The organism is Methylobacterium sp. Leaf94 (assembly GCF_001426045.1).
Taxonomy (GTDB): domain Bacteria; phylum Pseudomonadota; class Alphaproteobacteria; order Rhizobiales; family Beijerinckiaceae; genus Methylobacterium.
This window is the reverse complement of sequence record NZ_LMRM01000011.1, coordinates 1-26,997: the sequence shown is the minus strand read 5'-3', so window position 1 is coordinate 26,997 and position 26,997 is coordinate 1. Positions and strand designations below refer to the sequence as shown.

26 protein-coding genes are annotated in these 26,997 nt (G+C 71.9%); 14 read left to right on the top strand and 12 right to left on the bottom strand.

Features of this window, described 5'->3' with window-relative positions; genetic code table 11:
- Positions 1–5: 5 nt before the first annotated feature.
- Together ASG63_RS08125 and ASG63_RS08120 are read right to left on the bottom strand one after the other, a co-directional pair.
- Positions 6–1,124: a 2'-deoxycytidine 5'-triphosphate deaminase gene (locus ASG63_RS08125; protein WP_056214103.1), complete on the bottom strand. Its 1,119-nt coding sequence runs from the start codon at positions 1,122–1,124 to the stop codon at positions 6–8.
- 99 nt (positions 1,125–1,223) lie between these two features.
- Entirely contained in the window at positions 1,224–1,643 is a 420-nt protein-coding gene (locus ASG63_RS08120) for a hypothetical protein (RefSeq protein WP_056214098.1), read from the bottom strand.
- Positions 1,644–1,787: 144 nt separating this feature from the next.
- Between ASG63_RS08120 and apaG the strand changes: the two genes are divergently transcribed.
- The 3 genes from apaG to speG are packed head-to-tail and all read left to right on the top strand — an operon-like array spanning position 1,788 to position 3,938.
- Entirely contained in the window at positions 1,788–2,180 is a 393-nt protein-coding gene (apaG, locus tag ASG63_RS08115) for a Co2+/Mg2+ efflux protein ApaG (RefSeq protein ID WP_055950877.1), read from the top strand.
- Positions 2,181–2,184: 4 nt separating this feature from the next.
- Positions 2,185–3,357 carry an acetylornithine deacetylase gene (argE, locus tag ASG63_RS08110; RefSeq protein WP_056214095.1) on the top strand — a complete coding sequence of 391 codons (1,173 nt, stop codon included), beginning with the start codon at positions 2,185–2,187 and terminating at the stop codon, positions 3,355–3,357.
- Positions 3,354–3,938, top strand: a complete 585-nt coding sequence (speG, locus tag ASG63_RS08105; RefSeq protein ID WP_056214091.1) for a spermidine N1-acetyltransferase — start codon at positions 3,354–3,356, stop codon at positions 3,936–3,938. The genes argE and speG overlap by 4 nt, the downstream gene beginning before the upstream one ends.
- 61 nt (positions 3,939–3,999) lie before the next feature.
- Here the strand turns inward: speG and ASG63_RS08100 are convergent, their stop codons facing one another.
- From ASG63_RS08100 to ASG63_RS08085, 4 genes are all read right to left on the bottom strand, one after another.
- Entirely contained in the window at positions 4,000–5,196 is a 1,197-nt protein-coding gene (locus ASG63_RS08100) for a hypothetical protein (RefSeq protein WP_056214088.1), read from the bottom strand.
- Positions 5,197–5,369: 173 nt separating this feature from the next.
- Positions 5,370–6,389 carry an Hsp33 family molecular chaperone gene (locus ASG63_RS08095; RefSeq protein WP_056214084.1) on the bottom strand — a complete coding sequence of 340 codons (1,020 nt, stop codon included), beginning with the start codon at positions 6,387–6,389 and terminating at the stop codon, positions 5,370–5,372.
- 272 nt (positions 6,390–6,661) lie between these two features.
- Positions 6,662–7,615: an ornithine carbamoyltransferase gene (gene argF, locus ASG63_RS08090; protein ID WP_056214080.1), complete on the bottom strand. Its 954-nt coding sequence runs from the start codon at positions 7,613–7,615 to the stop codon at positions 6,662–6,664.
- 96 nt (positions 7,616–7,711) lie between these two features.
- Entirely contained in the window at positions 7,712–8,905 is a 1,194-nt protein-coding gene (locus ASG63_RS08085; RefSeq protein WP_056214077.1) for an aspartate aminotransferase family protein, read from the bottom strand.
- 284 nt (positions 8,906–9,189) lie between these two features.
- On the opposite strand from ASG63_RS08085, the gene ASG63_RS08080 reads away from it, so the two are divergent.
- The 6 genes from ASG63_RS08080 to ASG63_RS08055 all read left to right on the top strand — a co-directional run bounded on the left by ASG63_RS08080 (position 9,190) and on the right by ASG63_RS08055 (position 14,692).
- The gene (locus ASG63_RS08080) at positions 9,190–9,663 is read left to right on the top strand and encodes a RidA family protein (protein WP_056214073.1); all 474 of its coding nucleotides are present in this window, start codon (positions 9,190–9,192) and stop codon (positions 9,661–9,663) included.
- A complete protein-coding gene (locus ASG63_RS08075) occupies positions 9,660–10,424 on the top strand; it encodes a glycerophosphodiester phosphodiesterase family protein (protein ID WP_056214071.1) in 765 nt (254 codons plus the stop codon). The genes ASG63_RS08080 and ASG63_RS08075 overlap by 4 nt, the downstream gene beginning before the upstream one ends.
- 81 nt (positions 10,425–10,505) lie before the next feature.
- The gene (locus tag ASG63_RS08070) at positions 10,506–11,810 is read left to right on the top strand and encodes a GNAT family N-acetyltransferase (protein ID WP_156394120.1); all 1,305 of its coding nucleotides are present in this window, start codon (positions 10,506–10,508) and stop codon (positions 11,808–11,810) included.
- Between the two features lie 61 nt (positions 11,811–11,871).
- Entirely contained in the window at positions 11,872–13,032 is a 1,161-nt protein-coding gene (locus ASG63_RS08065) for a M20 aminoacylase family protein (RefSeq protein ID WP_056214068.1), read from the top strand.
- A gap of 86 nt (positions 13,033–13,118) precedes the next feature.
- Positions 13,119–13,619: a glutathione peroxidase gene (locus tag ASG63_RS08060; protein WP_056214253.1), complete on the top strand. Its 501-nt coding sequence runs from the start codon at positions 13,119–13,121 to the stop codon at positions 13,617–13,619.
- Positions 13,620–13,999: 380 nt separating this feature from the next.
- On the top strand, positions 14,000–14,692 hold the full coding sequence (locus ASG63_RS08055) for a sigma-70 family RNA polymerase sigma factor (RefSeq protein ID WP_056214064.1): 693 nt from the start codon (positions 14,000–14,002) through the stop codon (positions 14,690–14,692).
- Between the two features lie 37 nt (positions 14,693–14,729).
- Here ASG63_RS08055 and ASG63_RS26400 read toward each other — a convergent pair whose 3' ends face one another.
- On the bottom strand, positions 14,730–15,230 hold the full coding sequence (locus ASG63_RS26400) for a hypothetical protein (RefSeq protein WP_244472578.1): 501 nt from the start codon (positions 15,228–15,230) through the stop codon (positions 14,730–14,732).
- A gap of 348 nt (positions 15,231–15,578) precedes the next feature.
- On the opposite strand from ASG63_RS26400, the gene ASG63_RS08045 reads away from it, so the two are divergent.
- The 3 genes from ASG63_RS08045 to ASG63_RS08035 all read left to right on the top strand — a co-directional run bounded on the left by ASG63_RS08045 (position 15,579) and on the right by ASG63_RS08035 (position 18,176).
- Positions 15,579–15,806, top strand: coding sequence for a hypothetical protein (locus ASG63_RS08045; RefSeq protein ID WP_056214060.1), 228 nt, complete (start codon positions 15,579–15,581; stop codon positions 15,804–15,806).
- Positions 15,807–16,124: 318 nt separating this feature from the next.
- Positions 16,125–17,168, top strand: a complete 1,044-nt coding sequence (locus ASG63_RS08040) for a hypothetical protein (protein WP_056214055.1) — start codon at positions 16,125–16,127, stop codon at positions 17,166–17,168.
- A 126-nt stretch (positions 17,169–17,294) separates the two neighbouring features.
- Positions 17,295–18,176, top strand: coding sequence for an alginate O-acetyltransferase AlgX-related protein (locus ASG63_RS08035; RefSeq protein WP_082501493.1), 882 nt, complete (start codon positions 17,295–17,297; stop codon positions 18,174–18,176).
- Between the two features lie 74 nt (positions 18,177–18,250).
- Here ASG63_RS08035 and ASG63_RS08030 read toward each other — a convergent pair whose 3' ends face one another.
- Complete coding sequence (locus ASG63_RS08030) at positions 18,251–19,234, bottom strand: cation diffusion facilitator family transporter (RefSeq protein ID WP_056214052.1); 984 nt, start codon at positions 19,232–19,234, stop codon at positions 18,251–18,253.
- Between the two features lie 250 nt (positions 19,235–19,484).
- A complete protein-coding gene (locus ASG63_RS08025) occupies positions 19,485–20,231 on the bottom strand; it encodes a glutaredoxin family protein (RefSeq protein WP_056214049.1) in 747 nt (248 codons plus the stop codon).
- 380 nt (positions 20,232–20,611) lie between these two features.
- Between ASG63_RS08025 and ASG63_RS08020 the strand changes: the two genes are divergently transcribed.
- Complete coding sequence (locus ASG63_RS08020; RefSeq protein ID WP_056214046.1) at positions 20,612–21,049, top strand: HIT family protein; 438 nt, start codon at positions 20,612–20,614, stop codon at positions 21,047–21,049.
- A 1-nt stretch (position 21,050) separates the two neighbouring features.
- Here ASG63_RS08020 and ASG63_RS08015 read toward each other — a convergent pair whose 3' ends face one another.
- The 3 genes from ASG63_RS08015 to ASG63_RS08005 form a co-directional block, all read right to left on the bottom strand.
- Complete coding sequence (locus ASG63_RS08015) at positions 21,051–21,464, bottom strand: PilZ domain-containing protein (protein ID WP_056214043.1); 414 nt, start codon at positions 21,462–21,464, stop codon at positions 21,051–21,053.
- Between the two features lie 135 nt (positions 21,465–21,599).
- On the bottom strand, positions 21,600–21,827 hold the full coding sequence (locus ASG63_RS08010) for a hypothetical protein (RefSeq protein WP_056214039.1): 228 nt from the start codon (positions 21,825–21,827) through the stop codon (positions 21,600–21,602).
- Between the two features lie 66 nt (positions 21,828–21,893).
- Entirely contained in the window at positions 21,894–23,975 is a 2,082-nt protein-coding gene (locus ASG63_RS08005) for an NAD(+) synthase (RefSeq protein WP_056214036.1), read from the bottom strand.
- Positions 23,976–24,257: 282 nt separating this feature from the next.
- On the opposite strand from ASG63_RS08005, the gene ASG63_RS08000 reads away from it, so the two are divergent.
- On the top strand, positions 24,258–26,997 hold a 2,740-nt coding region (locus tag ASG63_RS08000), incomplete at its 3' end, for a DNA translocase FtsK (protein ID WP_056214032.1).

Here is a 26,997-nt window from a genome sequence, read left to right as displayed (position 1 = left end):
CTGTCTCAGACGAAGTGCTTGGAGAGCTTCAGCCCCTGGGCCTGGTAGTTCGAGCCCGCGCCCGCGCCGTACAGGGTGGCGGGGCGCTCGGCCATGCGCTCGTAGACGAGGCGGCCGACGATCTGGCCGTCCTCGAGCAGGAACGGCACGTCGCGCGAGCGCACCTCGAGGACGGCGCGGGCCCCCGCCCCGCCCGCGGCGGCGAAGCCGAAGCCCGGATCGAAGAAGCCGGCGTAGTGGACCCGGAACTCGCCCACCAGGGGGTCGAACGGCACCATCTCGGCGGCGAAGTCGGGCGGCACCTGCACGGCCTCCTTGGAGGCCAGGATGTAGAACTGGCCGGGATCGAGGATCAGGGCCCGGGACGGGTCGGCGTGCAGGGGCTCCCAGAAATCCGCCGCCCGGTGCGTGCCCGGGGCGTCGACGTCGACGAGGCCGGTATGGCGCCGGGCGCGGTAGCCGATGAGGCCGGAGAAGCCCGCGAGGTCGATGGAGACGCCGATGCCGCCCTGGAAGGTCGGGGTCGGGGCGTCGACCAGGGGCGAGGCCGCGTGCAGGGCCGCGAGCTCGGCGTCGCTGAGGCGGGGCTCGCCGCGCCGGAACCGGATCTGCGACAGGCGCGAGCCGGTGCGGACCTTCACCGGGAAGGTGCGGGGCGAGATCTCCGCATAGAGCGGCCCGTGATAGCCGGCCTCGACCTGGTCGAAGGCGGCGCCCCGGTCGGTGATGACGCGGGTGAAGACGTCGATGCGGCCGGTGGAGCTCTTCGGGTTGGCGCTGGCGGCGAGGTCGCCCGGCAGGGCGAGATGCTCCTGCAGCTCGGCGATGTACACGCAGCCCGTTTCCAGCACGGCCCCGTGGCGCAGGTCCATCTCGTGCAGGGCAAAGGCCTCGATGCAGGCGGAGACCGTGCGGGTGCCGGGCAGGAAGCTGGTGCGCACGCGGAACACCCGGGCGCCGAGGCGCAGGTCGAGGCTCGCGGGCTGGATCTGGTCGGGCGCGTAGGGCGTGTCGGGCCGGATCGCGCCCGCGCGCGTCAGCGCTGCGATCCCGGCCGCGGCCAGAATCCCGTGCTGGCGGCTGTCCGCCCCGTCCTGCATCGCGGCCCGAATCCCGTCTTGCATCCGCTCGCACCACCCGCTCGTCGATCGGGCACCACCCCGGCGGCCGGGGCGGGAACGCCGCATTCTGCACGAAATGCGGCCGGATCGCCTAAGGTCCGGTTAAGCCTCCGGGTCTTGCGCGATCCGCAGGACGATCCAGGCGAGGACGAGGCGCGCGATGGCGCCCATGGCGATCAGACCCGCGAGCGCGCTGGCGAGGATCGGGAAGCCGGCGGGCCAGGCCGCCAGGGCGACGGCGAACAGGACCGTGCCGAGGCCGGCGGCCGGTCCGAAGGCCAGCACCAGGGAGGGCAGGCCGGCGATCCGGGGCGGCCCGCCTCCGCGGCGGGCCAGCCAGGCCCCCGCCCCCTGCGCCAGCCCGTCGAGGGCCAGCGCCACGGCCAGCGCCAGGGCGGCCCAGCCGTTGCGCTCGGGCGCGGCCCAGGCGAAGGCGGCGGTCAGGCCCGCGAGGGCGACGCTGGCGAGGAGGGCCCGGCCGGCGGACCGGACGGACGGGCGCGAAACGGTCTCCTCGACCACGGGGCACGGACCTCGTTCTTGCGCGGGCACCCCCGCATTCGCCACGATTGACGCGGTTTTGCGAGGGCCGTACCACGACGCCCTGTGCTTGTCGCGAACGCAGCGCGCTCGGGGTTCAGGTCCGGCCAGGGAGGCATGACGGGGATGTACAAGGCCCAGACGCGCGGGATCAGCGTGACCGTGATGCCTCGCTTCGTCGAGGAAGAATCGTCGCCGGCCGAGAGCCGCTACTTCTTCGCCTACACGGTCGAGATCGTGAACAACGGCCCCGAGCAGGTGCAGCTGCGCTCCCGCCACTGGCGCATCGTCGACGGGCGCGGCGAGACCCAGGAGGTCCGCGGCGCCGGGGTGGTCGGCAAGCAGCCGGTGCTCGAGCCGGGCGAATCGTTCAGCTACACCAGCGGCTGCCCGCTCACCACGCCGGACGGCCTGATGGCCGGCAGCTACACCATGGCGACCCATGGGGGCGAGAGCTTCGAGGCGGAGATCCCGGCCTTCTCGCTCGATTCGCCCCATGTCCGCCGCAGCGTGCACTAGGGCGATGTCCACCGAAGGCCCGCGCCCGGAGACCCTCGACTGGCTGGCGCGGCTCGTGGCCTTCGACACCGAGAGTTCGAAATCGAACCTCGCGCTCATCGACTGCGTGGCGGCCGCCCTCGACGACCTCGGCGTGCCCTTCGTCCGCGTGCCCAACGCGGCCGGCGACAAGGCGGCCCTGTTCGCCACCATCGGCCCGATGGTCGACGGCGGCATCGTGCTCTCGGGCCATACCGACGTGGTGCCGGTGACGGGGCAGGCCTGGAGCGCCGACCCCTTTACCCTGCGGGTGGCGGACGGGCGTGCCTACGGGCGCGGCGCCGTCGACATGAAGGGCTTCTGCGCCCTGGTGCTCGCGGCGATCCCGCGCTTCCAGGCCGCCGGCCTCGAGCGTCCGATCCACATCCTCCTGTCCTACGACGAGGAGACCACCTGCCTGGGTGTGGCCGACACGATCGCGCGGTTCGGGGCCGACCTGCCGCGCCCGGGCGCGGTGATCGTCGGCGAGCCCACCGACCTCGAAGTGGCCGACGCGCACAAGAGCATCGTCACCTATCTCACCACCGTGCACGGGCACGAGGCCCACTCGGCCAAGCCGATGCTCGGGGCCAACGCCGTGATGGCGGCGGCCGACCTCGTCTCGGAGCTGAACCGGATCGCCGACGCGATGATCGCCCGGGGCGACGCCTCGGGCCGCTTCGACCCGCCCGCCACCACCGTGCATGTGGGCACCATCGCGGGTGGCACGGCCCGCAACATCCTGCCCAAGGTCTGCACCTTCCACTGGGAGTTCCGCGGCCTGCCCGACCTCGACATGGGCGAGATCCCGGCCCTGTTCGAGGCCAAGGTGCGCACCGTGCTGCGCGACCGGCTCAACCGCTACGGCGATTACGGGCGGATCGAGACGCTGGAGGAGGTGGCGGTGCCGGGCCTCGCGCCGGAGCCCGGCTCGGCGGCCGAGCGGCTGGCCCTCCGGGTGGCGGAGCGCAACCACACGATCTCGGTGCCCTACGCCACGGAGGCCGGGCGCTTCCAGGTCGCCGGCATCCCCACCGTGGTCTGCGGCCCCGGCTCCATCGACCAGGCGCACCAGCCGGACGAGTACATCACGCTCGCGGCGCTCAAGGCCGGCGAGGCCTTCATGGACCGCCTCGCGGCGGCGTGCGTGACGCCATGACCGCCTTCACGCCCCGCACCATCGCGGCGGACGGGCCGGTGAAGCTGCGCCCGCTGGAGCGCGAGGACCTGATGTTCGTGCATCAGCTCAACAACAACGACAGCATCATGCGCTACTGGTTCGAGGAGGCCTACGAGTCCTTCGCCGAACTGGCGCAGCTCTACGAGCGCAACATCCACAACCAGACCGAGCGGCGCTTCATCATCGCCAATGCGGACGGCGCCCCCGCCGGCCTCGTCGAGCTCGTGGAGATCAACCACCTGCACCGGCGCTGCGAATTCCAGATCGCGATCCACCCGGCCTTCCAGGGCCAGGGCTACGCCCCGCGGGCCACGCGCATCGCCATGGACTACGCCTTCAGCGTCCTCAACATCCACAAGCTCTACCTGCACGTGGACAAGGACAATGCCCGCGCGGTGCGGATCTACGAGCGCTGCGGCTTCGAGCCCGAGGGCATCCTGAAGGACGAGTTCTTCGTCAACGGCAAGTACCGCGACGCGGTGCGGATGTGCCTGTTCCAGCCCGCCTACCTCGCCCGCCGGGGCGGCGGCGACATCGCCGATCCCGTCCTGAAGGCCTGAGCGCCGGGCCCCCGCGAGGAGGTCCGGCGCCGCGTTCAGGTCCTGCGATCGGCCTTCGCGATCAGTTGCGGCCCGCGCCGCCCTGCCCGCCGCTGCGCTCGCCGCCACCCATGCTGCCGGCCTTGCCGCCCTGCGCGCCGGCATTCGGGCCGCGCTCGGCCCCGCCGGTCCGGTTGCCGGTGTTCATGGTGCCGCGCTCGGCGCCGCCCGAGCGGTCGGCCGCGTTGCGGATGCCCGAGCCCTCGGTCCCGCGGTCGCGGTTCGTGTCGCGCTCGGCCGAGGCACCGTTGCGGTCCCCCTGCTGGCGGGTGTCGGCGTTGCGGATGCCATCCCGCGACGTGGTCTCGGTCGAGCGGACGTTGCGCTTGTCGCGCCGCGCGTCGGTGCGGGACGAGACGGCCTTGCCGCGGAAGCCCCGCTCCTCGAAGCGGGCGCCGACGGTGCCGCCCCGGCGTTCGGTCACCGTCAGGCGGCGATACTCGGGCGAGCCGTAGACCACGCGCTGGCCGCGCACCACGACATAGCGGGTGCCGGGACGGCGGGTGGTCGTCTCCTCGACGCGGACGAGGCGGCGGTACTGGGGCGAGCCGTAGAGGACGCGCTGACCGCGGATGGTGACGTAGCGCCGGCGCGCGCGCTCGACCACGCGGTCGCCGCCGCGATGCTCGATGGTGACGAGGCGGCGATATTCCGGCGAGCCGTAGACCACGCGCTGGCCGCCGATGAAGACGAAGCGGCCCGAGCGGCGTCCGCCCTCGAAGCGTTCGCTGCGCGACTCGCTGCGGGTGTTGACCGAGACGCGGTCGCGCTGCTCGCGGCCGCCGACCCGGTCCTCCCGGGACGAGGTCCGGGTCGCCCGGTCGCCGCGCGCGCCGTCGCGGTCGCCCCGGTCCGCGCTGCGGGCCTGCGAATCCTTGTTCTGCGAATCTCGGGCCTGAGAATCTCGGGCCTGGGAATCCCGGCCCTGGGCCTCGCGGGCCGCCGTGTCGCCGCGCCCGCCGCTCTCCATGCGGCTGCCCTCGCGGCGTCCGCCCGCCTCGGCCCGTCCGCCCATCTCGCTGCGGGCGCCGCCCGAAGCGCCCTCGGCGCCGCCCTGGCTGCGGGCGGCGGCCCCACCACGGCCGCCGGCCTCGCTGCCGCCGGCGGTGCCGGCCTGGCCCGCGCCCTGGGCGTAGGCTGACGTCGTCATCAGCAGTGCCGTCAGACCGACGACGATATTCTTGCTGACCAGATTTTTGCCGACCACGAATGTCTTCATCGACGTTCCTCCTGAGCTCTTGTCGAGCACTCTTGAGAAACCCCAAACGTCGAAACCTGAGAAACGGTTCAAATGCGAGGCCCGGCTGTCGGCGCGAGCATTTGCAGCGTCTTGTCCTCGTCAAAGGTCAAGCTTGGCGATGCTGCCGCGACACCTGTCGCGGCAGCCCCGGATCAGGGGCCCGACTGGGCTGCGACTTCGGCTTCCACCGCCGCCGGATCGAGGTCGTAGCGCCGTGAGCAGAACTCGCAGGTGATGCCGATGCGCCCGTCATCGGCGATCATGTCCCGGCGCTCCTGAGGCGAGAACGAGGTGATCATGCCCATCACCCGCTCGGGCGAGCAGCGGCACTGCTCGTGCACCGCCTGCGCCTCGAACACCCGCACGCCGCGCTCGTGGAACAGGCGGTAGAGCAGGCGCTCGGCCGAGACCTCCGGGTCGACGAGCTCGTGGTCCTCGATGGTGGACACGAGGCTGCGCGCCTCGACCCAGGCGTCGTCCTCGGGCACGCCGTTCGCGTCGAGGTGGACGTGGCCCTCGGGGATGTCGCCCGGGGGCAGGTCGGCGAGCCGGGCCCGGTCGATGGATTGCGGCAGGAACTGCACCAGGAGGCCACCGGCCCGGTAGGTCCGGGCGCCGCCGGCATATTGCTCGGCCACCGCGAGGCGGACCTGGGTCGGGATCTGCTCGGACTGGCGGAAGTACTGGTGCGCCGCCTCCTCGAGGCTCTGGCCCTCCAGGGCGACGACGCCCTGGTAGCGGCTGCTGGTGGGACCCTGGTCGATGGTCATGGCCAGGTGCCCCTGCCCGATCAGGTCCGGGTCCTGGAGCGGGCCGTCCCCGAGGGCGTCCACCCGCGCGGTGTCGAAGCGCGCCGTGGCGCGCAGGCGGTCGGGCGCCTCGAAGTCGACCACGATCATCTCCACCGGGCCGTCGGTCTTGGTCTGGAGTTGGAAGCGGCCCTCGAACTTCAGGGACGAGCCGAGGAGCACGGTGAGCGCCGCCGCCTCGCCGAGGAGGCGGGCCACCGCATCGGGATAGCCGTGCCGGCGCAGGATGGTGTCGACGGACGGGCCGAGGCGGACCACGCGGCCGCGCACGTCGAGGGCCTCGACGGCGAAGGGCAGCACCACGTCGTCATCGCCCTCGATGAGGAGCGGCGGGACGGATCCCGTGGTCGTTCCAGCAGGCATTCCAGAAGTCATGGCAGCTCCGATCGGGCTCGACGAACGCGAGGGCTGGGCCACGGACCGCGCGACCCCTCGGGGGCGGGGTCGTGAGATCGCCGAACGGTCTCGGCGGCGTACCGGTCGGAACGGCCGCGCGCGTCGCGCGGCCGCGCCCAACCCTCAGGGAAGAATGGTCCCCATATAGGGATCCGGGCGCGGCGGCGCGACGGGGCGGGGATGCGGCCCGTGCACGGGTGGTCCCGCACCAAGCCACCCCCCGGGGGCGTTCCCGGCCGTCAGAGGCCGTGGGCCTGCAGGCACCAGGCGAGGATGCCCTTCTGGGCATGCAGGCGGTTCTCGGCCTCGTCGAAGATCACCGATTGCGGGCCGTCGATCACTTCGGCGGTGACCTCCTCGCCGCGATGGGCCGGCAGGCAGTGCATGAAGATCGCGTCCTGGGCCGCGGCGGCCATCAGGCGGGCATCGACCCGGTAGGGCACCAGCAGGTTGTGCCGGTGCTGGTCGTCCTCGTCGCCCATGGAGACCCAGCAATCGGTGACCACCGCGTCCGCTCCGTCCACCGCTTCGTAGGCGTCGGTGGTGACGTTGACGGTGGCGCCCTGCGCCTTCGCCCAGTCGAGGAGCGGCTGGGGCGTCGACAGCTCCGGCGGGGCCGCGATGTTGAGGGTGAAGTCGAAGCGCGCGGCGGCGTGCACCCAGGAGGCGAGCACGTTGTTGGCGTCCCCCGACCAGGCCACGGTGCGGCCCCGGATCGGCCCGCGATGCTCCTCGAAGGTCAGGAGGTCGGCCATGATCTGGCACGGGTGCGAGACCTTGGTCAGGGCGTTGATCACCGGCACGGTGGCGTACTCGGCCAGCTCCAGCATCAGGCCGTGGTCCAGGATGCGGATCATGATCGCGTCGACGTAGCGCGAGAGCACCCGGGCGGTGTCGCCCACGGTCTCGCCGCGGCCGAGCTGCATCTCGCTCCCCGTCAGCATCAGGGTCTCGCCGCCGAGCTCGCGCATGCCGACGTCGAACGACACCCGGGTCCGGGTCGAGGGCCGGTCGAACACCATCGCCAGGGTCTTGCCGATGAGGGGGCGGTCCTCGGCCAGCGTGCCCTTGCGGCGGCGCGCCTTGATGCGGGCGGCGGCGTCCAGCACCGTGCGCAGCTGCTCGGCCGAGAAGTCCTTGAGGTCGAGGAAGTGGCGGGTTCCGTGGCCGGTCCCGTTCAGTGTCGTGGTCATCGGTCCGTTCTTCGTGTGCGTGGTCCCGGTCAGGGCAGTTTCGGTCGGGGCGGGGCGGCGTCGCGGCCGTCCGGTGACGCGCCCGGTTCCTGGCGGTTACTCGGCGGCGCCGCGCAGGCGCGTCCCGAGCCGGCCGGCCGCCGTGTCGAGGCGGGTGACCGCCTCCGCCACGTCGGCCTCGGTGATGATGAGCGGCGGCAGCAGGCGCACCACGTTGTCGCCCGCAGGGATCACCAGCAGGTGCGCGTCGCGGGCGGCGGCGGCGAATTCGGTGTTCGGCACGTGGAGCTTGAGGCCGAGCATCAGGCCCTCGCCGCGGATGTCCGCGATGACGGCCGGGTGCCGGTCCTGCAGGGCGGCGAGGCGCTGCTTCAGGATCAGGCCCATGCGCTGGACATGGTCGAGGAAGCCGTCCGCCAGCACCACGTCGAGGACGGCGTTGCCCACCGCCATGGCCAGCGGGTTGCCGCCGAAGGTGGTGCCGTGGCTGCCCGCCGTCATGCCGCGCGCGGCGTTCGCCGTGGCGAGGCAGACGCCGAGGGGGAAGCCGCCGCCGATGCCCTTGGCCGCGCTCATGATGTCGGGGGCCGCCCCCGCCCACTCGTGCGCGAACAGCTTGCCCGTGCGCCCGACCCCGGTCTGGACCTCGTCCATGATGAGCAGGATGCCGTGCGCGTCGCAGAGTTCGCGCAGGCCGCGCAGGCATTGCGGTGGCACTGGGCGCACGCCGCCCTCCCCCTGGATCGGCTCGATCAGGATCGCGGCCGTCTCCGGGCCGATGGCGGCCCGCAGGGCCTCGTGGTCGCCGAAGGGCACTTGGTCGAAGCCGTCGACCTTCGGGCCGAAGCCCTCGATGTACTTCTGCTGGCCGCCGGCCGCGATGGTGGCCAGGGTCCGGCCGTGGAAGGCGCCCTCGACGGTGAGGATCCGGAAGCGCTCCGGGTGGCCGTCGGCGGCGTGGTACTTGCGCGCCATCTTGATGGCGGCCTCGTTGGCTTCCGCCCCCGAATTGGCGAAGAAGGCCACGTCCGCGAAGGTGGCGTCCACGAGGCGCCGGCCCAGCCGCTCGCCCTCCGGGATCTCGAACAGGTTCGAGGTGTGCCAGAGCTTCTGCGCCTGCGCGGTCAGGGCCTGGACGAGGTGCGGATGGGCGTGGCCCAGGGCGTTCACCGCGATGCCGGCGCCGAAATCGAGGTATCGCTCGCCGCTGCGCGCCTCGAGCCATGCGCCCTCGCCGCGTTCGAAGGCGATGGGAGCCCGGGCATAGGTCGGCAGAAGGGCGGATGTCACGATCCCGTCTTCCCGTGTGTCTCGCGGGCACGCGAGACACGCGACCGCACCAAATGAAAGTGCCGCCTCGGATGGGGCGGCACGCGCGCGATTACTAGAGAAATGGCCAATTCTGTCAACGACAGACCGGGTTCACAGCCCTGACATGCCTACCCATAAGGCTGTTGCGCGCGCGCTGTGCGGCCCGCCTCGGGTCATGCCTTGCACCCTGCGCCCGGAAGTGCTCAGAGCCGCGTCACGCCGGCCGGACGACCCGCGGCCGCCCAGTAGAGGAACGACGCAGCATGAGCACCGTCACGGAACGCCTGGAGGCCCTCGGCCTGACCCTGCCCAAGGCCGCGGCCCCCGTCGCGAACTACGTGCCCTTCGTGCGCAGCGGCAACCTCGTGGTGATCTCCGGACAGATCTGCTTCGGGGCCGACGGCCGAATCGCCGGCGCCCACACGGGCAAGCTCGGGGCCGAGGTCTCGGCCGAGGACGGCATCGCCGCCGCCCGGCTCTGCGCCCTCAACGTGCTGGCCCAGCTCCAGGCGGCGGTGGGCGACCTCGACCGCGGCGTCGTGCAGTGCATCCGCCTCGGCGGCTTCATCAACGCGGTGCCGACCTTCGCGGGACTCGCCGGCATCATGAACGGTGCCTCCGACCTCATGGTGGAGATCCTGGGCGACCGCGGCCGCCACGCCCGCTCCACCGTCGGCGTCGCCGAGCTGCCCCTCGACGCGGCCGTCGAGGTCGAGGCGATGTTCGAGGTCAAATGAGCCTGCCCACGCCCCCGAACGCCCCCGACTGGCTCACCGCCCGGCCCATCGCCCATCGCGGCCTGCACGACCGGGCGGGCGGCGTGCCCGAGAACACCCTCGCGGCCGCCGAGGCGGCGATCCGGGGCGGCTACGCCATCGAGTGCGACGTCCAGCTCAGCGCCGACGGCGAGGCGATGGTGTTCCACGACGAGACCCTGGGCCGCCTGACCGCGGCCGGGGAGGCGGTGGGCGCGCGCTCCGCCGCGGATCTCGGCGCCCTGACGGTGGCGGGCAGCGCCGAGCGCATCCCGACCCTGCCGGCCTTCCTGGCCCGGATCGGCGGGCGCACGCCCCTCGTGATCGAGGTGAAGTCGCGCTACACCGGCGACCTGCGGCTCGCCGAGCGCGTGGCCGCCCTCGCGACCGCCTATGACGGCCCCGTGGCGCTGAAATCCTTCGATCCGCAGATCGTCACCGCCCTGCGGACGCTCGCGCCCGGGCTCCCGCGCGGCATCGTCGCCGAGACGCGCCAGGACGACCCGGCCTACGCCACCCTGCCCCCGAGCCTGCGGCGCGCCCTCCCGGGCCTGCTGCATTTCGACGAGACCCGGCCGGACTTCCTGTCCTGGCGGGTGGACGACCTGCCCTGCGCGCCCACCGTCCTGTGCCGGCTCCTGGGGCAACGCCCGGTGATGACCTGGACCGTGCGCAATCCGGACCAGCGCCGGCACGCCGCGATCCACGCCGACCAGATGGTGTTCGAGGGGTTCTGCCCGTAGGGCGCCGCTCGCCCCCTGCGACGGCGCGCGGCCCCGCGCCGCCCTTGGCCCGCCGGGCTCCGGGGACTAGATTGCCCCGCGATGGACATTCCCGGCGAAACACAGCGTTCCGGCGAAGGCCCCGGCGCCCCGGCCGAGACCGTGACGGAACTGCAGGTGCGCGCGGTGCCGGGCCTGGCCGGGATCGCGGCGGCCGAGTGGGATGCCTGCGCCACCTCGGCCGAGACCCTCTCGGGCGGCGACGAGACCCACAATCCCTTCCTCTCGCACGCCTTCCTGTCGTCGCTGGAGGATTCGGGCTGCGTCTCGCGCAAGACCGGCTGGCTCCCCCTCCACGTGGCGGTGGAGCGCGAGGGCCGCCTCGTCGGGGTGGCGCCCTGCTACCTGAAATCCCACAGCCAGGGCGAGTACGTCTTCGACCACGGCTGGGCCGACGCCTACGAGCGGGCGGGCGGCAGCTACTACCCGAAGCTCCAGGTCAGCGTGCCCTTCACCCCCGTCACCGGCCCGCGCTTCCTCATCGCGCCGGGGCAGGACGTGAACGAGGCGGCCTCCGCGATCGTGGCGGGCCTGCGCGCCCTGCGGGCCGAGACCAAGGCCTCCTCGATCCACGTCACCTTCATGCAGGCGCGCGAGTGGGACCAGGCCGGGGCGCTGGGCTTCCTCCAGCGCGTCGACCAGCAGTTCCACTGGGAGAATGCCGGGTACGGGACCTTCGCGGATTTCCTCGGGGCGCTGGCGTCACGCAAGCGCAAGGCGATCCGGCGCGAGCGCCGCGACTCCCTGGCGCCCGGCCTCACCATCGAGCACGTCACCGGCGCCGACCTGACCCCCGCCCACTGGGACGCGTTCTACGAATTCTACGCCGATACCGGCGCGCGCAAGTGGGGCCGGCCCTACCTGAACCGCAGGTTCTTCGGGCTCCTCGGCGAGCGCATGCCCGAGCGGGTGCTGCTGGTGATGGCCAAGCGCGCGGGGCGCTACGTCGCCGGCGCCATCAACCTCATCGGGGATGTGGCCCTCTACGGCCGCAACTGGGGCTGCGTCGAGGACCACCCGTTCCTGCATTTCGAGGTCTGCTACTATCAGGCCATCGACTTCGCCATCGCCCAGGGCTTGAAGCGCGTCGAGGCGGGCGCGCAGGGTGAGCACAAGCTCGCCCGCGGCTACCGCCCGGTCCTCATGCACTCGGCCCACGACATCGCCGACCCGGCCCTGCGCCGGGCAGTGGCCGATTACCTGAGGCGCGAGCGCGAACACGTGCTGGAAGCCGCCGAAGTCCTGGACACGCTGACGCCCTTCCGGCGCGAAGCCTTGCCGGAAGCGTCCGAAGAACCGGCATCCGACTTGCCTGGGGCCGAGCCGGAGGCGAATCCTTCCGGTTGAGGACGCCCCTCCGACCCAGCACAGCCCGCCCCCCAGAGGCGCGAGAGCCCAAGGACGATCCGTGAGCCCCATCGACCGCATCAAGACCTTCGCCAACGACCTCGTGGCCCTCCGCCGCGACTTCCACGCCCATCCCGAGCTCGGCTTCGAGGAGGTCCGCACCTCCGGCATCGTCGCCGCCGAGCTGGCGCGCTACGGCGTGACCGTCCATCGCGGCATCGGCGGCACCGGAGTGGTGGGCGTGCTGGAGGGCCGCACCGGCTCCGGCCGGCGGGTCGGCCTGCGCGCCGACATGGACGCCCTGCCGATCGAGGAGGAGACCAACCTGCCCTACCGCTCGACGGTGCCGGGCAAGATGCACGCCTGCGGCCATGACGGCCACACCACGATGCTGCTGGGCGCCGCGCGCTACCTCGCCGAGACCCGGGATTTCGACGGCACCGCCCTGTTCGTGTTCCAGCCGGCCGAGGAAGGCCAGGGCGGCGCCCGCGCGATGATCGCCGACGGCCTGTTCGAGAAATTCCCCTGCGACGAGATCTACGCGATCCACAACCAGCCCAACGGCCCGCACGGCAAGATCAAGCTGCGCCCCGGCCCGGCCATGGCGGCGGCGGACTTCTTCGACATCCGCATCACCGGGCGCGGCGCCCACGCGGCCCAGCCGCAGCAGGGCATCGACCCCATCGTGGTGGGCGCCACCCTGGTCCAGGCCCTGCAGTCGATCGTCTCGCGCAACGCCGACCCGCTCAAGAGCGCGGTCCTGTCGGTGACGCAGTTCCACGCGGGCGCCGCCTACAACGTCATCCCGGAGGGCGCGCACATCACCGGTACGGTGCGGACCTTCGACGCGGACCTGCGCACCCTCGTCACCACCCGCATCCGGGCCATCGCCGCGGGCCTCGCGACCGCCTACGGGGCGACGATCGACGTCGACATCCGCGACGTGTTCTCGGTGCTGATGAACAGCCCGGAGCACGCGGCCGCCGCCGCCGACATCGCCCGCGAGCTGTTCGGCCCCGAGGGCGTCGACGACCAGTCGAAGCCGCGCATGGGCAGCGAGGACTTCGCCGACATGGTCGCGCGGGTGCCCGGCGCCTATGCGTGGATCGGCTCGAATCCCGGTCCCGGCCTGCACAATGCGAGCTTCGACTTCGACGACAGCATCATTCCCCTCGGCTCGGCCTTCCTCGCCCGCCTCGTCGAGCGGCGCACCGCCGCCTGACACGGGCGGTCATGGGGCATTGCGGATCGGGGTGGCGGGGCCTTAGGAAAGGCGCCCGCCTCCCGCACGCCGCACGGTCGATGTCCATGAACGAATTGCACGACCTGAGTCCGAGGGCGGCCGACGGGTCGCCCTACCCCCTGGCCCAGCACCGGGGGCAGGTGATCCTGATCGTCAACACCGCCTCGAAATGCGGGTTCACGCCGCAATATGCCGGGCTGGAGGCCCTGGCGCAGAAGCACCGGGCGGACGGCCTCGTGGTGCTGGGCTTTCCCTGCAACCAGTTCGGCGCCCAGGAGCCGGGGGATGCGGCCGAGATCGCCCGCTTCTGCAGCCTGACCTACGACGTCAGCTTCCCGGTCCTCGCCAAGGTCGCGGTGAACGGCCCCGCGGCCGACCCGGTCTTCGCGCATCTGACGCAGGCGAAGCCCGGCCTCCTCGGCAGCCGCGCCATCAAGTGGAACTTCACCAAGTTCCTCGTCGGGCGCGACGGTCGGGTGATCGCCCGCTACGCGCCCTCCACGAAGCCGGAGGCCCTGGAGGCCGCCATCGCGGCCGCCCTGGCGGAGCCCGCGCCCGCCTCCTGAGAGGCGACCCGCCCCGGCGGAGGGCGCGCGACGGGGCGATCGGACCGGCCGCGTCGGGCCCCGCGCCGTCCCGCCGGCCGGAACGCGCCGGCCCCGCCGCCACGATCCCCAGCCGGATGGGCGCGATCGGCGGCCAGGGTTAGGAAAGTCCTGGCCAAATCCCACAGGCGCCGGAACCGCTTGACCCGACAGGGGTCGCGCCGGTCCGACCGGCCGACCGGCGGCTCTCCGGGCCCCGATGCCGGCCCGTCCGGCCCGCGCCCGCAACGATCCGGTAAAGAATTCGTTAGCCGGCGTTCAGCCTTGTCATGCCAGAAGCTCCCGACGGACTTGCCGGATCGTCCCGGCTGCGGTGCGATTCGGAGAGGTGGGGACACGACATGGCTGCAGGCGCGGGGCGATCGGCATCGGCAAACGGGGAGGCGGGCGCTGCGGCTCCGGGCCGGGCCATGCCGGAGGCGGTGCGGCTGCATCTCGGATCCGAGCTGAAGGCCTTCTACGCCGCGGTTCTCGCCGAGGCGCCGCCGACGGCCCTGCTCGACCTGATCGTCCGTCTGGAGGTCCACCCGCCCGCGGCCGCGGACTTCCGCGCCGCGCTGCTCGACGCCCTGCCCGGCCTGCGCGCCTTCGCGCTGTCGCTCGCCGTCGCGCCGAATGCGGCCGACGACCTCGTGCAGGAGACGCTGCTGAAGGCCTGGGCCAACCGGCACCGCTTCGAGCCCGGCAGCAACCTGAAGGCCTGGCTCTGCACCATCCTGCGCAACCAGTTCTACACCGAGTGCCGCAAGCGCAAGCGCGAGGTCGAGGATGCGGACGGTGCCTTCGCCGCGAAGGTCGTGGCGCCGGCCGCGCAGGAGGCGAGCAGCGATCTGCGCCGGGTCTGGCAGCATCTCGGCAAGCTGCCGCCCGCCCAGCGGGAGGCGCTGGTGCTCGTCGCGGCGCAGGGGATGACCTACGAGGCCGCCGCCGCGCTGATCGGCTGCCAGGTCGGGACCATGAAGAGCCGCGTCAGCCGGGCCCGGGCCTTCCTCGTCGGGTCCCTCGGGATTGAGGCGCGTGAGGCGGCGTCCTGAACCGGCATCCCGGGGGCACCGGCGCGGGCGGCGCCCCTTACTCGGGGGCCGCCTCGTCGGCCTCGCCGTCATCGTCTCCCAACCGGTAGGGCTCCCGCACGAGGGGCGCGCGCCCCTCGGGCTGGACCCGGGCGGGGGCGAGGGTGGGCCGGGCCGGGTCGAAGGGCATCATCGCGGCCCCCGAGGCGACCACGCCGGCCAGCGCCCGCAACGGGGCGGGCTGCCGGGAATCCTGGGCGACGCCCTCGGCCTCCGCCTGGAGGCGCAGGTTGCACGCCCGCGCGGGCAGGCCCTCATCCGGCGTGCAGGCATCGTGCCGGGCGCAGGCCGCGTCGAGGGCGTCGATGGGTGCGAGCGGGGCGTTGTTGCCCGGCCCGCAGTAATTGCCGTGCAGCAGCGTCTTGGTGGGGACGGGCGGCTTGGTGGGGGGCGACGCCCCGGAGCCTGCGTCGGCCTGTGCGCGGGCGGGTGCCGAAAGGCAGGCCACCACCAGGGCCGAAGCCACGAATCCGGACGCCGTCCATCGGGACATCGTCATGCGCTCACCTCCGTTCGCCCGCACGGCCCGGGCCCTGCCCCGCAGGCCGGAAGCGGCGCGGAAAAGCGTAATGCCGGGGTCTCGGCGACGGTTCCGGCCGCCTTCGCCCGCCCGGGCGGCCCCGGCCCGTCCGTCTCGGCGCGGGGCGCCGCGCCCCGAGTTCACATGGTCGAGAGTCCGCGAACCGGGGGCGCGGCCGGAGGTTCGAACCTTGCATCACCGTCTGCATCGCCGTGGATCGGTCTGCGGTGATCGATCTGCGTGGATCGGTCTTGCCGTCTCCGCCGTTGCTCGGGCCGTTGCGCGGATCCGGTCGATGTCACCGTTCCCGTTCGCAGGGACTGATCCATGATGAACGCCCAGACCTACCGCGTGACCCTGGAGACCCGCGACGGGCGCCGCGTCCTGACCGCGATGGCCGAGCGGGAGGCGGCCCTGATGGCGGAATCCGTCCTGCGTCGCTACGCGGGCCAGACCCTCACCGTCGGCTTCAGCGTCGCCTGCACCGACCCGGAGGCGCGCCGCCGCATCGCCTATTACCTGACCGACGTCGCCCTCGAACTCGAGCTCGCCTGAGCGGGGCGCCCGCCGCCCGGATGGTCCGTGAGACCCGATGGCGCTGGACGAAAGAATTCCGGGTATGCGAGAACGCGGCCCCCGATGCCGAGGCGGGTCGGGGTGGCCGTCCGGCGACGGGTCCGGTCGATCGTCCGTGCTGGCCGCGGGACCCGGGGCCCGGGCCCCTCGATCGATCGGACGGGCCTGCCCAGGCATCCGGCTCGGCGCGACGGTCCGCTGCGAAGGGTTCGGAAGGTCGCGGTGTCTTCCTTTGTACAGGCATGTGTCAGGCCTGCCGGCCGGGCGATCCGAGCGGGTGTTCCTTAGGACCCAACGATGAGATTTTTCGTCAACAAGGATGTGAGTGGAGGGATTCACTTCTGGCTGGCGCCCGACAATCCGCGTGCGATCAGCAGGGTTTTCGTCTCCGTCGACGGGCGCCGGACCGCGGAACTGTCGGCCTGGATCACCGACGACAATATCCGCGCGAATGGCTGGCACTCGACCGGTCAATGTGTCTACATGATCACCGAGAAGGAATTGCCGGAGCTCGCTTCCGCGAACCGGATCGAGATCTTCGATGCCGATACGAACATCCTGATCTACCGGTCCATTCGGGAGAAGGTTTTCCTGCCGGCCAAGCTGATCAGTATCACCACGACCGTTCAGAAGAATACCTTCGTCGAACAGAACCTGTTCGATCTCTTCCAGTATAGCTACTTCAACGTCGACCGGCTTTCGGAAGAGGTCGTGCAGAGCATCATGCAGGGCCCCTGGCTGACGTCGTCGCTCATCACGGGGGCCGTGATTTTTCCCCGCTACGAGGTGTTCTTCCAGGACGACCATTGCGTGAGCGGCGTCCTCATCCAGGACCCCTTCGAGGAAATGGCCGCCCGCATGCGGTGGCTTCAGTCGAAGAAGGCGATCACGGACGACCCCGCGCAGAACTGGCGCCTGGGCGGGATGCTGGAATCCGTCCGCTTCGCGGCGAAGTACGATCTGTCGAACAGCCGAAACATCAAGCGCTTCCTGCGGATGCTGCCCGAGCCGTGCTACCGCTTCCTCTACAACCCGCTCTGCCGGCAATTCGGAACCCGCTCGCCGAGCGACCCGTTCGCGCCCGGCAACTCCATCGTCGCCATGGAGATCATCTCGCGGATCAAGGTCGTGGGGCACAGCGACTACACGAGCGAATATTATACCGCGCTCCTCGACCGCCTGGGGGTCGCTCCCATCGCGATGTCGCATCCGAAGCCTTCGGAGGACGTCCTCTCGCTCGCGGCCCTGTTGAGATCGGTCGACGCCGCGCGGGACATGGTCGCGTTCGACACGGTGATTTCCGATGCCGTTCGGCATGCCGTCGGAAAGAGCTGGCAATGATCGACGCCGGGGTCGCCGTTCGACGCCAGGCGCGGCGTGCCGGTCGAGGGCGGTCCGCGGGTCTCCCGGCCGTCCGGCTTCCCACCCATCCTGTGCCCGCGACGTTCTGAAAGCCCGACCCGAGCCATGTCCGAGGACGATGTTCATCGAGGTGTCGACGGATGGCTCTTTCTCGTCGGCGGAACCAACAGGGTCCTCGCCCAGACCCGAAAAAATCCCCACATCGACATCCAGCTCCAAGCTTGGCGGGATGTCTTCGCGCGTCGCTATCGTGCCTGCAAAAAAGCAGGGTGCGAGTATTTCACGATGATCGCGCCGGAAAAGATCTACATCTACGACAATAAGCTCGGAGATCTGTCGATCGATCCGCGATCGTCTCTCTGCAACCGCCTGCACCGGGGGCTGCTGTTCCATCCGATCCTGCGCCGATCCTATATCGAGCTGTCTCCGCACCTGCGCGCGCATCGCTCGGACGGCGATCTGTATCAGAGGACGGATACGCATTGGACGCTGGCGGGCTGCCAGATCGCCTATCGGCAGATCTGCCGGGCCTGTCGGGCGAGGGCGGTCGACGACTTCCACCTCAGGGAGCGCCGCCAGGAGCGGTCCGCCGGTGATCTCGGATCGAAGTTCGAGCCCGCGATCTCGGAAGATCGGACCTTCTACAGCCTGCAATCGGAGGCCACGCGGGTTTACGCGAACGCGAAGGCGTTGCTGTACGAGTCGCGGCAGACCGCCTCGCACCGGGGAATCCATCACGTCTATCGCAATTCCAGTGCGCGCGCGGATCCCCGGACGTTGATGCTGGTCGGCGATTCCTATGCGGACTTTCCCGCCGCGAGCCTGGTCGTCATGTTGGCCGAGACCTTCCGGGAGGTGCACTTCATCTGGTCGCCGGCGGTGGATTGGGCCTATTTCGCCCGCGTGAAGCCGGACATCCTGATCGGCCAGATCGCGGAGCGGTTTCTGCGCCAGGTGACGGCGGACACCTACGCGGTCGAGCCGTAGGCGCGCCACGGCTCCGGGCCCGAAGGCGCCGGTCCATCGCCGGGCGCGGCCGAGAAGGCCGCTGACGTCCCCCGTCAGGCGTTGGCCGAGGCCGGGGCGGCGCCGAGGGCGTCCGGGGCCGGGGTCGCCCGGGCCTGGACCTCGATGAACACCCGCGTCACGTCGGGGCTGCGCGCCTTGAGCCGGGCCTCGACCCGGGAGACCATGGCCTCGATCGCACCGGCGCTGAGGGCGTCGTCCATGTCGAGGCTGACGTTCACGAGGACGTCGGACGGGCCGAGATGCTGGGTCAGCACGGTGTTGACGTGGTGGACGCCCGGCTCGTCGCGCACCACGGCGCGGATCGCCGCCACGAGCTCCGGGTCGGCGGCCTCGCCGATGAGGAGGCCGTGGGTCTCGATCATCAGGAAGGCCGCCATCCCGATCAGGATCAGGCCGATGCCGATGGAGGACCAGCCGTCGAGGGCGGGCATGTCGAGAACCCGGGCCAGGATTACGCCGGCCAGCGCCACCACGAGGCCCATCAGAGCGGCGACGTCCTCGGCCAGCACGGTGAACAGGGCCGGGTCCTTGCTCCGGCGGATGGCGGCGAGCGGCGGCCGCTGGCCCTTCTCCGCCCAGAACGCCTTCAGGGCCACGAAGCAGGAATAGCCCTCGGCCATCACCGAGAAGCCCAGGATCGCCACGTTCACCCAGAAGCCCGAGACGGGGTAGCCCCAGACCACGGCGTCCACCGAGGGCTCGGGGTGCTGGAGCTTGTGGATGCCCTCGTAGACCGCGAAGGCGCCGCCGCCGAGGAAGATGAACAGCGCGACGATGAAGGCGTAGAAGTACACCTCGCGGCCGTAGCCGAACGGGTGCTTCGCCGTGGCCGGACGCTGCGACCGCTTCAGGCCGATGAGGAGCAGGATCTGGTTGGTGGTGTCGACCACCGAGTGGACGCCCTCGGCCAGCATCGCCGAGCTGCCGGTGAGGAAGGCGCCGACGAACTTGGCCGCCGCGATGGCGAGGTTGGCCCCGGCCGCGGTGTAGATGGCGCTGGTGCTCTCGTGGGCCATGCGATGGCGATGCTCTCGGGGGGGATCGGTCGGACCTGCGGCGACGCGGGCCCGACCCGCCGGCAGGGCGCGGCGTTCGGACAAGCGTTGCCGCTGGGGCGAAGCGCATCCAACGCACGGGAGCCTCGGAAGGTTCTCCGTCCCCGACGGTTCCGCGCGGAATGATCCCTGGCCCGGCTCCGCGCATCGGGCCCTTCCTGGGGCAAGCCGCCGACGCCTCACCCCACCGAGGGATCGGGGGGCCGGAGGATCAGGACGCCATCACCAGCATCCAGAGGGCCATCCCGACCATCATCAGGTTCTCGGTCAGCGAGACGAAGCCGAGCGGCACGTTGCTCGATCCGCCGACGCAGGCGCATTTCAGTTCGCGCTTGTCGATGTAGACCGCCTTGAACACCGAGACCGCCCCCACCGTGCCGATGAACAGCGCCACCGGGATCGAGAGCCAGGACAGTGCCCCGGCCAGCATCAGGAGCCCGGCCAGCGCCTCGCAGAACGGATAGGCGTAGGCGTAGCGCACCCAGCGCTTGGCCAGGAGGTCGTAGCCCAGGAACATCGACGAGAAGCGCTCGATGTCCTGCAGCTTCAGGATCGCCAGCACGCACATGCTGAGGGCGATGAACCATTCCGCCGCCCGCACGGTGAAGGGGGAGCCGAAGGCCGCGTGGCTGGCGGCCGACGCCATCAGCGCGGTCATGGCGAAGACCGCGATCACGGGCGTGTAGGTCGTGGCCTGGGGGTCCGGAACGGACCGGCCGAGGTGCCGGCGCAGGTCGTCGTAACCGCCGACGCGCTGGCCGGCGATGAAGGTCTGCGGCGTGGTCTTCACGTCGTGCTCGGCCTTGAAGCGGTCGATCTCCTCCCGCGTCGTCAGCCAGCGGTCCTCGACCGCGAAGCCCTCGCGCTCGAGCAGGTCCTTGGCCTTCAGGCCGTAGGGGCAGGTGTGCTCCGGCATCACCATGCGGAACAGGGTGGCCGTCCGGGCGGGACTCGACATCTGGGGCTCCTCGACGGGTGACCCGGCCCGGGAGGCGGTTCGAAACTCCGCCGGGTCGGCCGCGCGGCGGGATGCACCGGCGGCCGGTGCGTAGATGGGGCTTCCCATGGTGGGAAGGTCAAGGGGGGTGCGAACGATTCGTTGCAGCGGAGGCGTAAGAAAGATCCTGGGTTGCAAAGGGGCGGCCCTTCGGCAGGCGTCCGACGCGACGTCCGTGCGGCGAGATCGGGGGGCGAAGCGCCGTGAGCGCCGAAACGGCGCGGTCCCACGGCGCGACCGCCCAGGTCTGGGACGAAGGAGGCCGGGATGAGGTGGACGGGGTTGGTCGGCCTGTGCATCGTGCGCGCCGACCCCGTCGAACCTTCACCGGAGCCGGCCGCATGACCGTCACGCCCGCCTATGATCCCGACAACGTCTTCGCGAAGATCCTGCGTGGGGAGATTCCCGCCGAGCGGGTCTACGAGGATGCCGACACCCTCGCGTTCATGGACGTGATGCCCCAGGGGGACGGCCACACCCTGGTGATTCCCAAGGCCCCGGCGCGGGGCCTCCTCGACGCCGACCCGGAGGCCCTCGCGGCCCTGGCGCGGACGGTGCAGCGCGTCGCCCGGGCGGTCAAGGCGGCCTTCGCGGCCGAGGGGCTCACGGTGTTCCAGTACAACGAGCCGGCCGGCGGGCAGACGGTGTTCCACCTGCACGTCCACATCGTGCCGCGCTTCGAGGGCGTGCCGCTTCAGCGCCACACGGGCGGCATGGCGGACCGGGCGGTCCTGGCGGAGCACGCCGCCCGCATCCGGGCGGCCCTCGCGGCCGGCTGAGTCAGGCGGCGCCGCTCACCGGCGGGCTGGCGAGGAGCCGGCGCAGGGCGGCGTTCTCGGCCTCGAGTTCGCTGATCCGGCGCACCAGGGCGAGCATCGCGGCGGCCTCGTCCGCCGGGGGCGGAGCCGCGGCGGGCACGGACACGGGCACGGGCGCCGGCGCGGCCTCGTCCACGAAGGTGATGCCGATGCCGTCCGCCCGGCGCCAGCACAGGGTGGCGCGGTAGGTCCGGTCCTTCTGCGGAATGTAGAGGTCGAAGCTCTCGGGCAGCGTCGAGGTCTCGGTCAGGGCGAGCCGGGCGCCGGAGGCGGACAGGTCCCGGACCAGGCAGTCCATGGTCGAGGCACCCTTGTTGAAGATGATCCGGCCCTTGAGGAAGGTCCTCAGGCGCGACTCCCTGCGATGCTCCGACATGCCGTGCTGCTCCACCCTGGGGCGGTCTCCGACTCCGCGTCCCATGCGGGGCACCCTGGCACGGCGCCCCTTAAGGAATGATCGCCGCGATGCGCGCGCGCGGCGGCGGACCGGATGCCGCGTTCTCCCTTCGGGTCAGTGGAAGCGGCTGTCCATGGTCTGGAACAGGTAGAAGCCGTTGAAGCGCACGGCGGTCTCGGCCGCGCGGTCGTCGAAATCGGCCGGGGCGTCGCCCACCGCCGCGAGCTTGCCGCCGAAGGCCCAGCGGCCGTTCCCGAGGAAGGGCGGCACGGCGCGGCTCTCCGGCACGGCGCAGCACAGGCCCTCGATGCTCCTGAGGCAGAAAACGTTGTAATTCTGCATCGGTCAATCTCCGATTCGCCCACCCAAGCTACGCCCTAAGCGGGCAATCGGACAGCACTGTGTCGATCAGGTCTCCGGAACGTTACGGGCCAGGTCTTCGAGCCAGGGCCGGGCGCTTCCATCGGAGGGCGCGCGCCAGTCGCCGCGCGGCGACAGGGAGCCCCCGGCCGAGACCTTGGGTCCGTTGGGCAGGGCGGAGCGCTTGAACTGGCTGAAGCCGAAGAAGCGCTGCAGGAAGACCGCGAGCCAGCGCCGGATCTCTCCCAGGTCGTAGGCGCCGCGCTCGGAGTCCGGGAAGTCCGGCGGCCAGGACCCGGTGCCCGCGTCGCCCCAGGCGTGCAGCGCCAGGAAGGCGATCTTCGCGGGCGGGAAGCCGTAGCGCAGGGTGTAGAACAGGTTGAAATCCTGCAGCGCGTAGGGGCCGATCACCCCTTGCGTGCTCTGCGGCGTCGCGCCCGCGTCCACCGGGACCAGCTCGGGCGAGATCTCGGTGGCGAGGATCGCCCGCAGGGTGACGCCGACCTCCGGCCCGACCTGGCCCGAGGCGATGACCCAGCGGATCAGGTGCTGGATCAGGGTCTTGGGCACCCCGGCATTGACGCCGTAATGGCTCATCTGGTCGCCGACGCCGTAGGTGCACCAGCCGAGCGCCAGTTCCGACAGGTCGCCGGTGCCGATCACGAGGGCGCCGTTCTGGTTGGCGAGGCGAAACAGGTAGTCGGTGCGCAGGCCCGCCTGCACGTTCTCGAAGGTGACGTCGTAGACCGGCTCGCCGCGTCCGAACGGGTGGTCCATTCCGGTGAGCATCACGGTGGCGGCCTCGCGGATGTCGATCTCGCGGGCGGTGGTGCCGAGCGCCCGCATCAGGGCGTGGGCGTTGGTCTTGGTGCCCTCCGAGGTGGCGAAGCCCGGCAGGGTGTAGGCCAGGATGTTTGTTCGCGGGAGGCCGAGCCGATCCATGGCCTTGGCCGCGACGATGAGGGCGTGGGTCGAATCGAGGCCGCCCGAGACGCCGATGACGACCTTCTTCGTCCCCGTCGCCTCCAGGCGCCGGGCGAGGCCCGCCACCTGGATGTTGTAGGCCTCGTAGCAATCCTGGGCGAGGCGGGCCGGATCGGCGGGCACGAAGGGGAAGCGCTCGACCGTGCGCCGCAGGCCGAGGTCGCCGGCTGGCGGATCGAGCCGGAAGGCCACCCGGCGATAGGTCGGCCCGCGGGGCGCGGCACGGCCCGAATCGTCGAAGCTGCCCATCTGGAGCCGCTCCTGGGCGAGGCGGCCGAGATCGATGTCGGCCAGGGTCATCACGGGCTCGGACGCGAAGCGCGGCCCCTCGGCGAGGCGCTCCCCGTTCTCGTCGATGCTGGTCTGCCCGTCCCAGGAGAGGTCGGTGGTGGATTCGCCGGTGCCGGCGGCGGCGTAGACGTAGGCGCAGAGGCAGCGCATCGAGGCGGCCTGCGTCAGCAGCGCGCGGGAGTCCGCCCGGCCCACCGTGATCGGGCTGCCCGACAGGTTGGTGAGCACGGTGGCGCCGGCCAAGGCCGCGTCGATGCCGGGGGAGGCGGGCACCCAGAGGTCCTCGCAGACCTCGACGCCGAGCACCAGGTTGGGCACGTCCGCGGCGGCGAACAACAGGTCGGTGCCGAAGGGCGCCTCCAGGCCGGCGACCCGGATGCTCTCGCCCGCGATCCCGGCGCCGGAGGCGAAGTGGCGCTTCTCGTAGAACTCCCGGTAGGTCGGCAGGAAGCTCTTCGGGATCACCCCGAGGAGCCGGCCGCGGTGGATGGCCAGGGCGCAGTTGTAGAGCCGGTGGCCCCAGCGCAGGGGCGCGCCGACGACGAGGACGGGCTGGAGCGCGGCCGAATCCGCCACGAGGCGCGCCACTGCCGCCTCCACCGCCTCGAGCACCGTGACCTGCAGGAACAGGTCCTCGATGGCGTAGGCCGAGACGCAGAGCTCCGGGAACACCGCCACGGCGACCCCGGCCTCGTCGCACGACCGGGCGAGGGCGAGGATGCCTTCAGCGTTGCGGGCCGGGTCGGCCGGGTGGCTGCGGGTGGTGCAGGCGGCGACCCGGGCGAAGCCGTGCCGGTAGAGGGAGCGGAAGCCGGGATCGGCCGGGGCGGACGTGGTCGCCGAGGGACTGGGCAAGGGGCGGGGCTCCGGACTGATCGCGCCGCACCTTAACCCCTGCCGCCATCCGCCTCCAGCGCAAGGGTTCGGCGGCGTGCCAAGGGGCCCAGCGAGGGGCCCGGCGAGGGGCCGGGCGAGGGGGCTCCGGGTTCGACGGGCGCGGTTCGGTGGTCCCGGTTCAGGCGATCGGGCCTCGGTCGCGCGGTCAAATCAAGCGTCTGTTAACGACGATGCCCCTAACTCAGCGCTGAACCGCGCCGCTCCCGGCGGCGGACCCGTTTTGAGTACATCCGGCCAATCATGCGCGCATCGGGACGGCTCCCCTACTCCCATCGTGATCCTTCGCGCCCCGTTCGCGGCGGCGACCGCCTCGGCCTGTCGATCGGCGCCCTGGCGCACCGGTTGATGAACCTGCGGGCGACCCTCTCCCGCCGCCTCGCCGGCCCGCCGCAGCGGCCGGACTACACGGTGGCGGCCACCCGCCCGACCCCGAGCTGGATGACGAGCCCGCAGGCCCTGGTCGGCCGCAACGAGGTCGGCCTCGCCTTCCGGCCCGCCCCCGCGATCCAGGCCTGGCCGGCCCAGGTCTTCGACGACCGCGCCACCCTCGACATGATCCCGCGCCGCGCCGCCCCCGCGGTCGGGTTCGACGACGGCCAGATGGAGGCCGACACGCCCGCGCCCCGCGTCCTGATCCGGACCCCGCGCCGCCCGGCCGCGATCATGCCCGAGGCGGGCGAGGCCCCGGCCCCTGCCGCGGCGGCCCCGGCCGGACCGGCCGTGCGCTACACCCGCACCCCCGATCCCGTCCTGCACGAGCGCCGCCAGCGGGCGCTGGACGCCGAGCGCGCCGCCCGCGCCCAGGCCCATGCGGAGGCCGAGGCGGAGGCCCTGCGCCTCCAGGCCGAGCAGGACGCGCTCCGGCTCGAGGCCGAGGCGCGGGAGCAGGCCGCCCGCGCGGCGCAGGCGGAGGCCGAGGCCCTGGCCGCCCAGGTGCCCGAGCCCCTGTGGCGCCAGCCCTTCGTCGCCCCCCCCGGCGTGCGCTTCTTCCGCAGCCCCGACCGGCGCCAGGTCCGTCCCGACCCGGAGGCTCCCGCCGCGCTCGCGCCGGAGCCCACGCCGGTCGAGGCCGTCCCTGTCGAAACGTCTCTCGCCGAAACGTCTCTCGCCGAGACCGCCCTCGCAGACACCGCGCCCGTCGAGATGGCCGTGATCCCCGACGATCGCGACTGGTCGGACGTGCCGGACTGGTCCGAGGTCCAGGCCTGGTTCGACGGCCGCGACGGCGCCGCCCTCGACGCCTGGTCGGCGATCCAGGCCGAGCCCGGCCCGCTGCCGGCGTTTGAGATCGCCGCCTCCGAGATCGTCCCCTCCGAGATCGCCACCGCCGAAAGCCCCGCCTCCGAGCGCGGGGCCTTCGACGGCGCTGCAGCACGGGTCGAGCCCGCGGCCTCCGCCCCGGCCGACGCGACCGCCGAGACGGCGCCGGCCCGGGCGGGCTACCGCCTGGAACACCTCGTGCGGTTCGAACCCTTCGGCCCGCCGCGCCCGGTCGAGGGCCAGGACAACGCGGTTCCGGGGGCGGCGCCGGTCCGTCCCACCCCGCTCCACGCCATGGCGGCCCGCGCGGCGATCCGCGCCGGCCGTCCGGCCGCCCCCGTCGGCGCCGCGGCCCTGGTGGCTGCCCCGATGGTCGCGGCTCCGATTCCGGCCCCCTCCCCTGCCCTGCCGGGGGCGATGCCGTTCATGCCGGTCGCGCCCTTCGAGCCGGCGCCTGTCGCCCCTGCCCCTGTCGTCCCTGCCCTTGTCGCGGCGGCGCCCCCGGCGGCCGAGCCCGCCTTCGTGCCGACCCCGATCCCGGCGCGCCCGGTGCTGCTGCGCAATCCCAAGGGCCTGTCCGCCCCCGAGCCCGAGATCGAGGCTCCGACGCCCGTCGCGTCGACCGATTCGGTCGCGTCGACCGACGCGGTCGAGGGGTCCGTTCCGGTCGAGGCCGAGGCGCCCGCCCCCGCGGCGGAGGCCGTCGCGGCGCCGGAGGTCCCGGCCGTCCACATGCCGCGCGCGATCCTGCCCGAGCGCCCGCTCCTCATCCCGGCCGGCCGGCACGTGCCGATGTCCTTCGTGGAGAACGCCGACTACGAGCACCCCGCCCTCGACCTCCTGGCCGAGCCGCCCCTGAACGAGACGGAGGAGGTCGATGCCGACGTGCTGGAGCAGAACGCCCTCAACCTCCAGCAGACGGTGCAGGATTTCGGCGTGCGCGGCGACATCCTGGCCGTGCGCCCCGGCCCGGTGGTCACCCTCTACGAGCTGGAGCCGGCGCCCGGCACCAAGTCGAGCCGCGTGATCTCGCTCTCGGACGACATCGCCCGCTCGATGTCGGCGGTCTCCGCCCGCGTCGCCGTGGTCCCCGGCCGCAACGTCATCGGCATCGAGCTGCCCAACGACACCCGCGAGACCGTGTACCTGCGCGAACTCCTCGCCTCGGCGGATTTCGGCATGAGCAAGCACAAGCTCGCCCTGTGCCTGGGCAAGAACATCGGCGGCGAGCCGATCATCGCGGATCTGGCCAAGATGCCCCACCTGCTGGTGGCCGGCACCACGGGCTCGGGCAAGTCCGTGGCCATCAACACCATGATCCTGTCGCTCCTCTACCGGATGAAGCCGGAGGAGTGCCGGCTGATCATGGTCGACCCGAAGATGCTGGAGCTCTCCGTCTACGACGGCATCCCGCACCTGCTCTCCCCCGTCGTCATCGACCCGAAGAAGGCGGTGATCGCCCTGAAATGGGCCGTGCGCGAGATGGAGGAGCGCTACAAGAAGATGTCCAAGATCGCCGTGCGCAACATCGACGGCTACAACGCCCGCATGGCGGAGGCCCGGGCCAAGGGCGAGACCATCACCCGCGAGGTCCATACCGGCTTCAACCGCGAGACCGGCCAGGCCGTCTACGAGACGGAGGAGATGGACCTTTCGGCGCTGCCCTACATCGTGATCGTGGTCGACGAGATGGCCGACCTGATGATGGTGGCGGGCAAGG

Excerpts from the sequence above, each read along its gene's own strand:
- ASG63_RS08125 (WP_056214103.1), bottom strand. The coding sequence starts at position 1,124 with ATGCAAGACGGGATTCGGGCCGCGATGCAGGACGGGGCGGACAGCCGC.
- apaG (WP_055950877.1), top strand. The coding sequence starts at position 1,788 with ATGTACAAGGCCCAGACGCGCGGGATCAGCGTGACCGTGATGCCTCGC.
- argE (WP_056214095.1), top strand. The coding sequence starts at position 2,185 with ATGTCCACCGAAGGCCCGCGCCCGGAGACCCTCGACTGGCTGGCGCGG.
- speG (WP_056214091.1), top strand. The coding sequence starts at position 3,354 with ATGACCGCCTTCACGCCCCGCACCATCGCGGCGGACGGGCCGGTGAAG.
- ASG63_RS08100 (WP_056214088.1), bottom strand. The coding sequence starts at position 5,196 with ATGAAGACATTCGTGGTCGGCAAAAATCTGGTCAGCAAGAATATCGTC.
- ASG63_RS08095 (WP_056214084.1), bottom strand. The coding sequence starts at position 6,389 with ATGCCTGCTGGAACGACCACGGGATCCGTCCCGCCGCTCCTCATCGAG.
- argF (WP_056214080.1), bottom strand. The coding sequence starts at position 7,615 with ATGACCACGACACTGAACGGGACCGGCCACGGAACCCGCCACTTCCTC.
- ASG63_RS08080 (WP_056214073.1), top strand. The coding sequence starts at position 9,190 with ATGAGCACCGTCACGGAACGCCTGGAGGCCCTCGGCCTGACCCTGCCC.
- ASG63_RS08075 (WP_056214071.1), top strand. The coding sequence starts at position 9,660 with ATGAGCCTGCCCACGCCCCCGAACGCCCCCGACTGGCTCACCGCCCGG.
- ASG63_RS08070 (WP_156394120.1), top strand. The coding sequence starts at position 10,506 with ATGGACATTCCCGGCGAAACACAGCGTTCCGGCGAAGGCCCCGGCGCC.
- ASG63_RS08060 (WP_056214253.1), top strand. The coding sequence starts at position 13,119 with ATGAACGAATTGCACGACCTGAGTCCGAGGGCGGCCGACGGGTCGCCC.
- ASG63_RS08055 (WP_056214064.1), top strand. The coding sequence starts at position 14,000 with ATGGCTGCAGGCGCGGGGCGATCGGCATCGGCAAACGGGGAGGCGGGC.
- ASG63_RS26400 (WP_244472578.1), bottom strand. The coding sequence starts at position 15,230 with ATGACGATGTCCCGATGGACGGCGTCCGGATTCGTGGCTTCGGCCCTG.
- ASG63_RS08045 (WP_056214060.1), top strand. The coding sequence starts at position 15,579 with ATGATGAACGCCCAGACCTACCGCGTGACCCTGGAGACCCGCGACGGG.
- ASG63_RS08040 (WP_056214055.1), top strand. The coding sequence starts at position 16,125 with ATGAGATTTTTCGTCAACAAGGATGTGAGTGGAGGGATTCACTTCTGG.
- ASG63_RS08035 (WP_082501493.1), top strand. The coding sequence starts at position 17,295 with ATGTCCGAGGACGATGTTCATCGAGGTGTCGACGGATGGCTCTTTCTC.
- ASG63_RS08030 (WP_056214052.1), bottom strand. The coding sequence starts at position 19,234 with ATGGCCCACGAGAGCACCAGCGCCATCTACACCGCGGCCGGGGCCAAC.
- ASG63_RS08025 (WP_056214049.1), bottom strand. The coding sequence starts at position 20,231 with ATGTCGAGTCCCGCCCGGACGGCCACCCTGTTCCGCATGGTGATGCCG.
- ASG63_RS08020 (WP_056214046.1), top strand. The coding sequence starts at position 20,612 with ATGACCGTCACGCCCGCCTATGATCCCGACAACGTCTTCGCGAAGATC.
- ASG63_RS08015 (WP_056214043.1), bottom strand. The coding sequence starts at position 21,464 with ATGTCGGAGCATCGCAGGGAGTCGCGCCTGAGGACCTTCCTCAAGGGC.
- ASG63_RS08010 (WP_056214039.1), bottom strand. The coding sequence starts at position 21,827 with ATGCAGAATTACAACGTTTTCTGCCTCAGGAGCATCGAGGGCCTGTGC.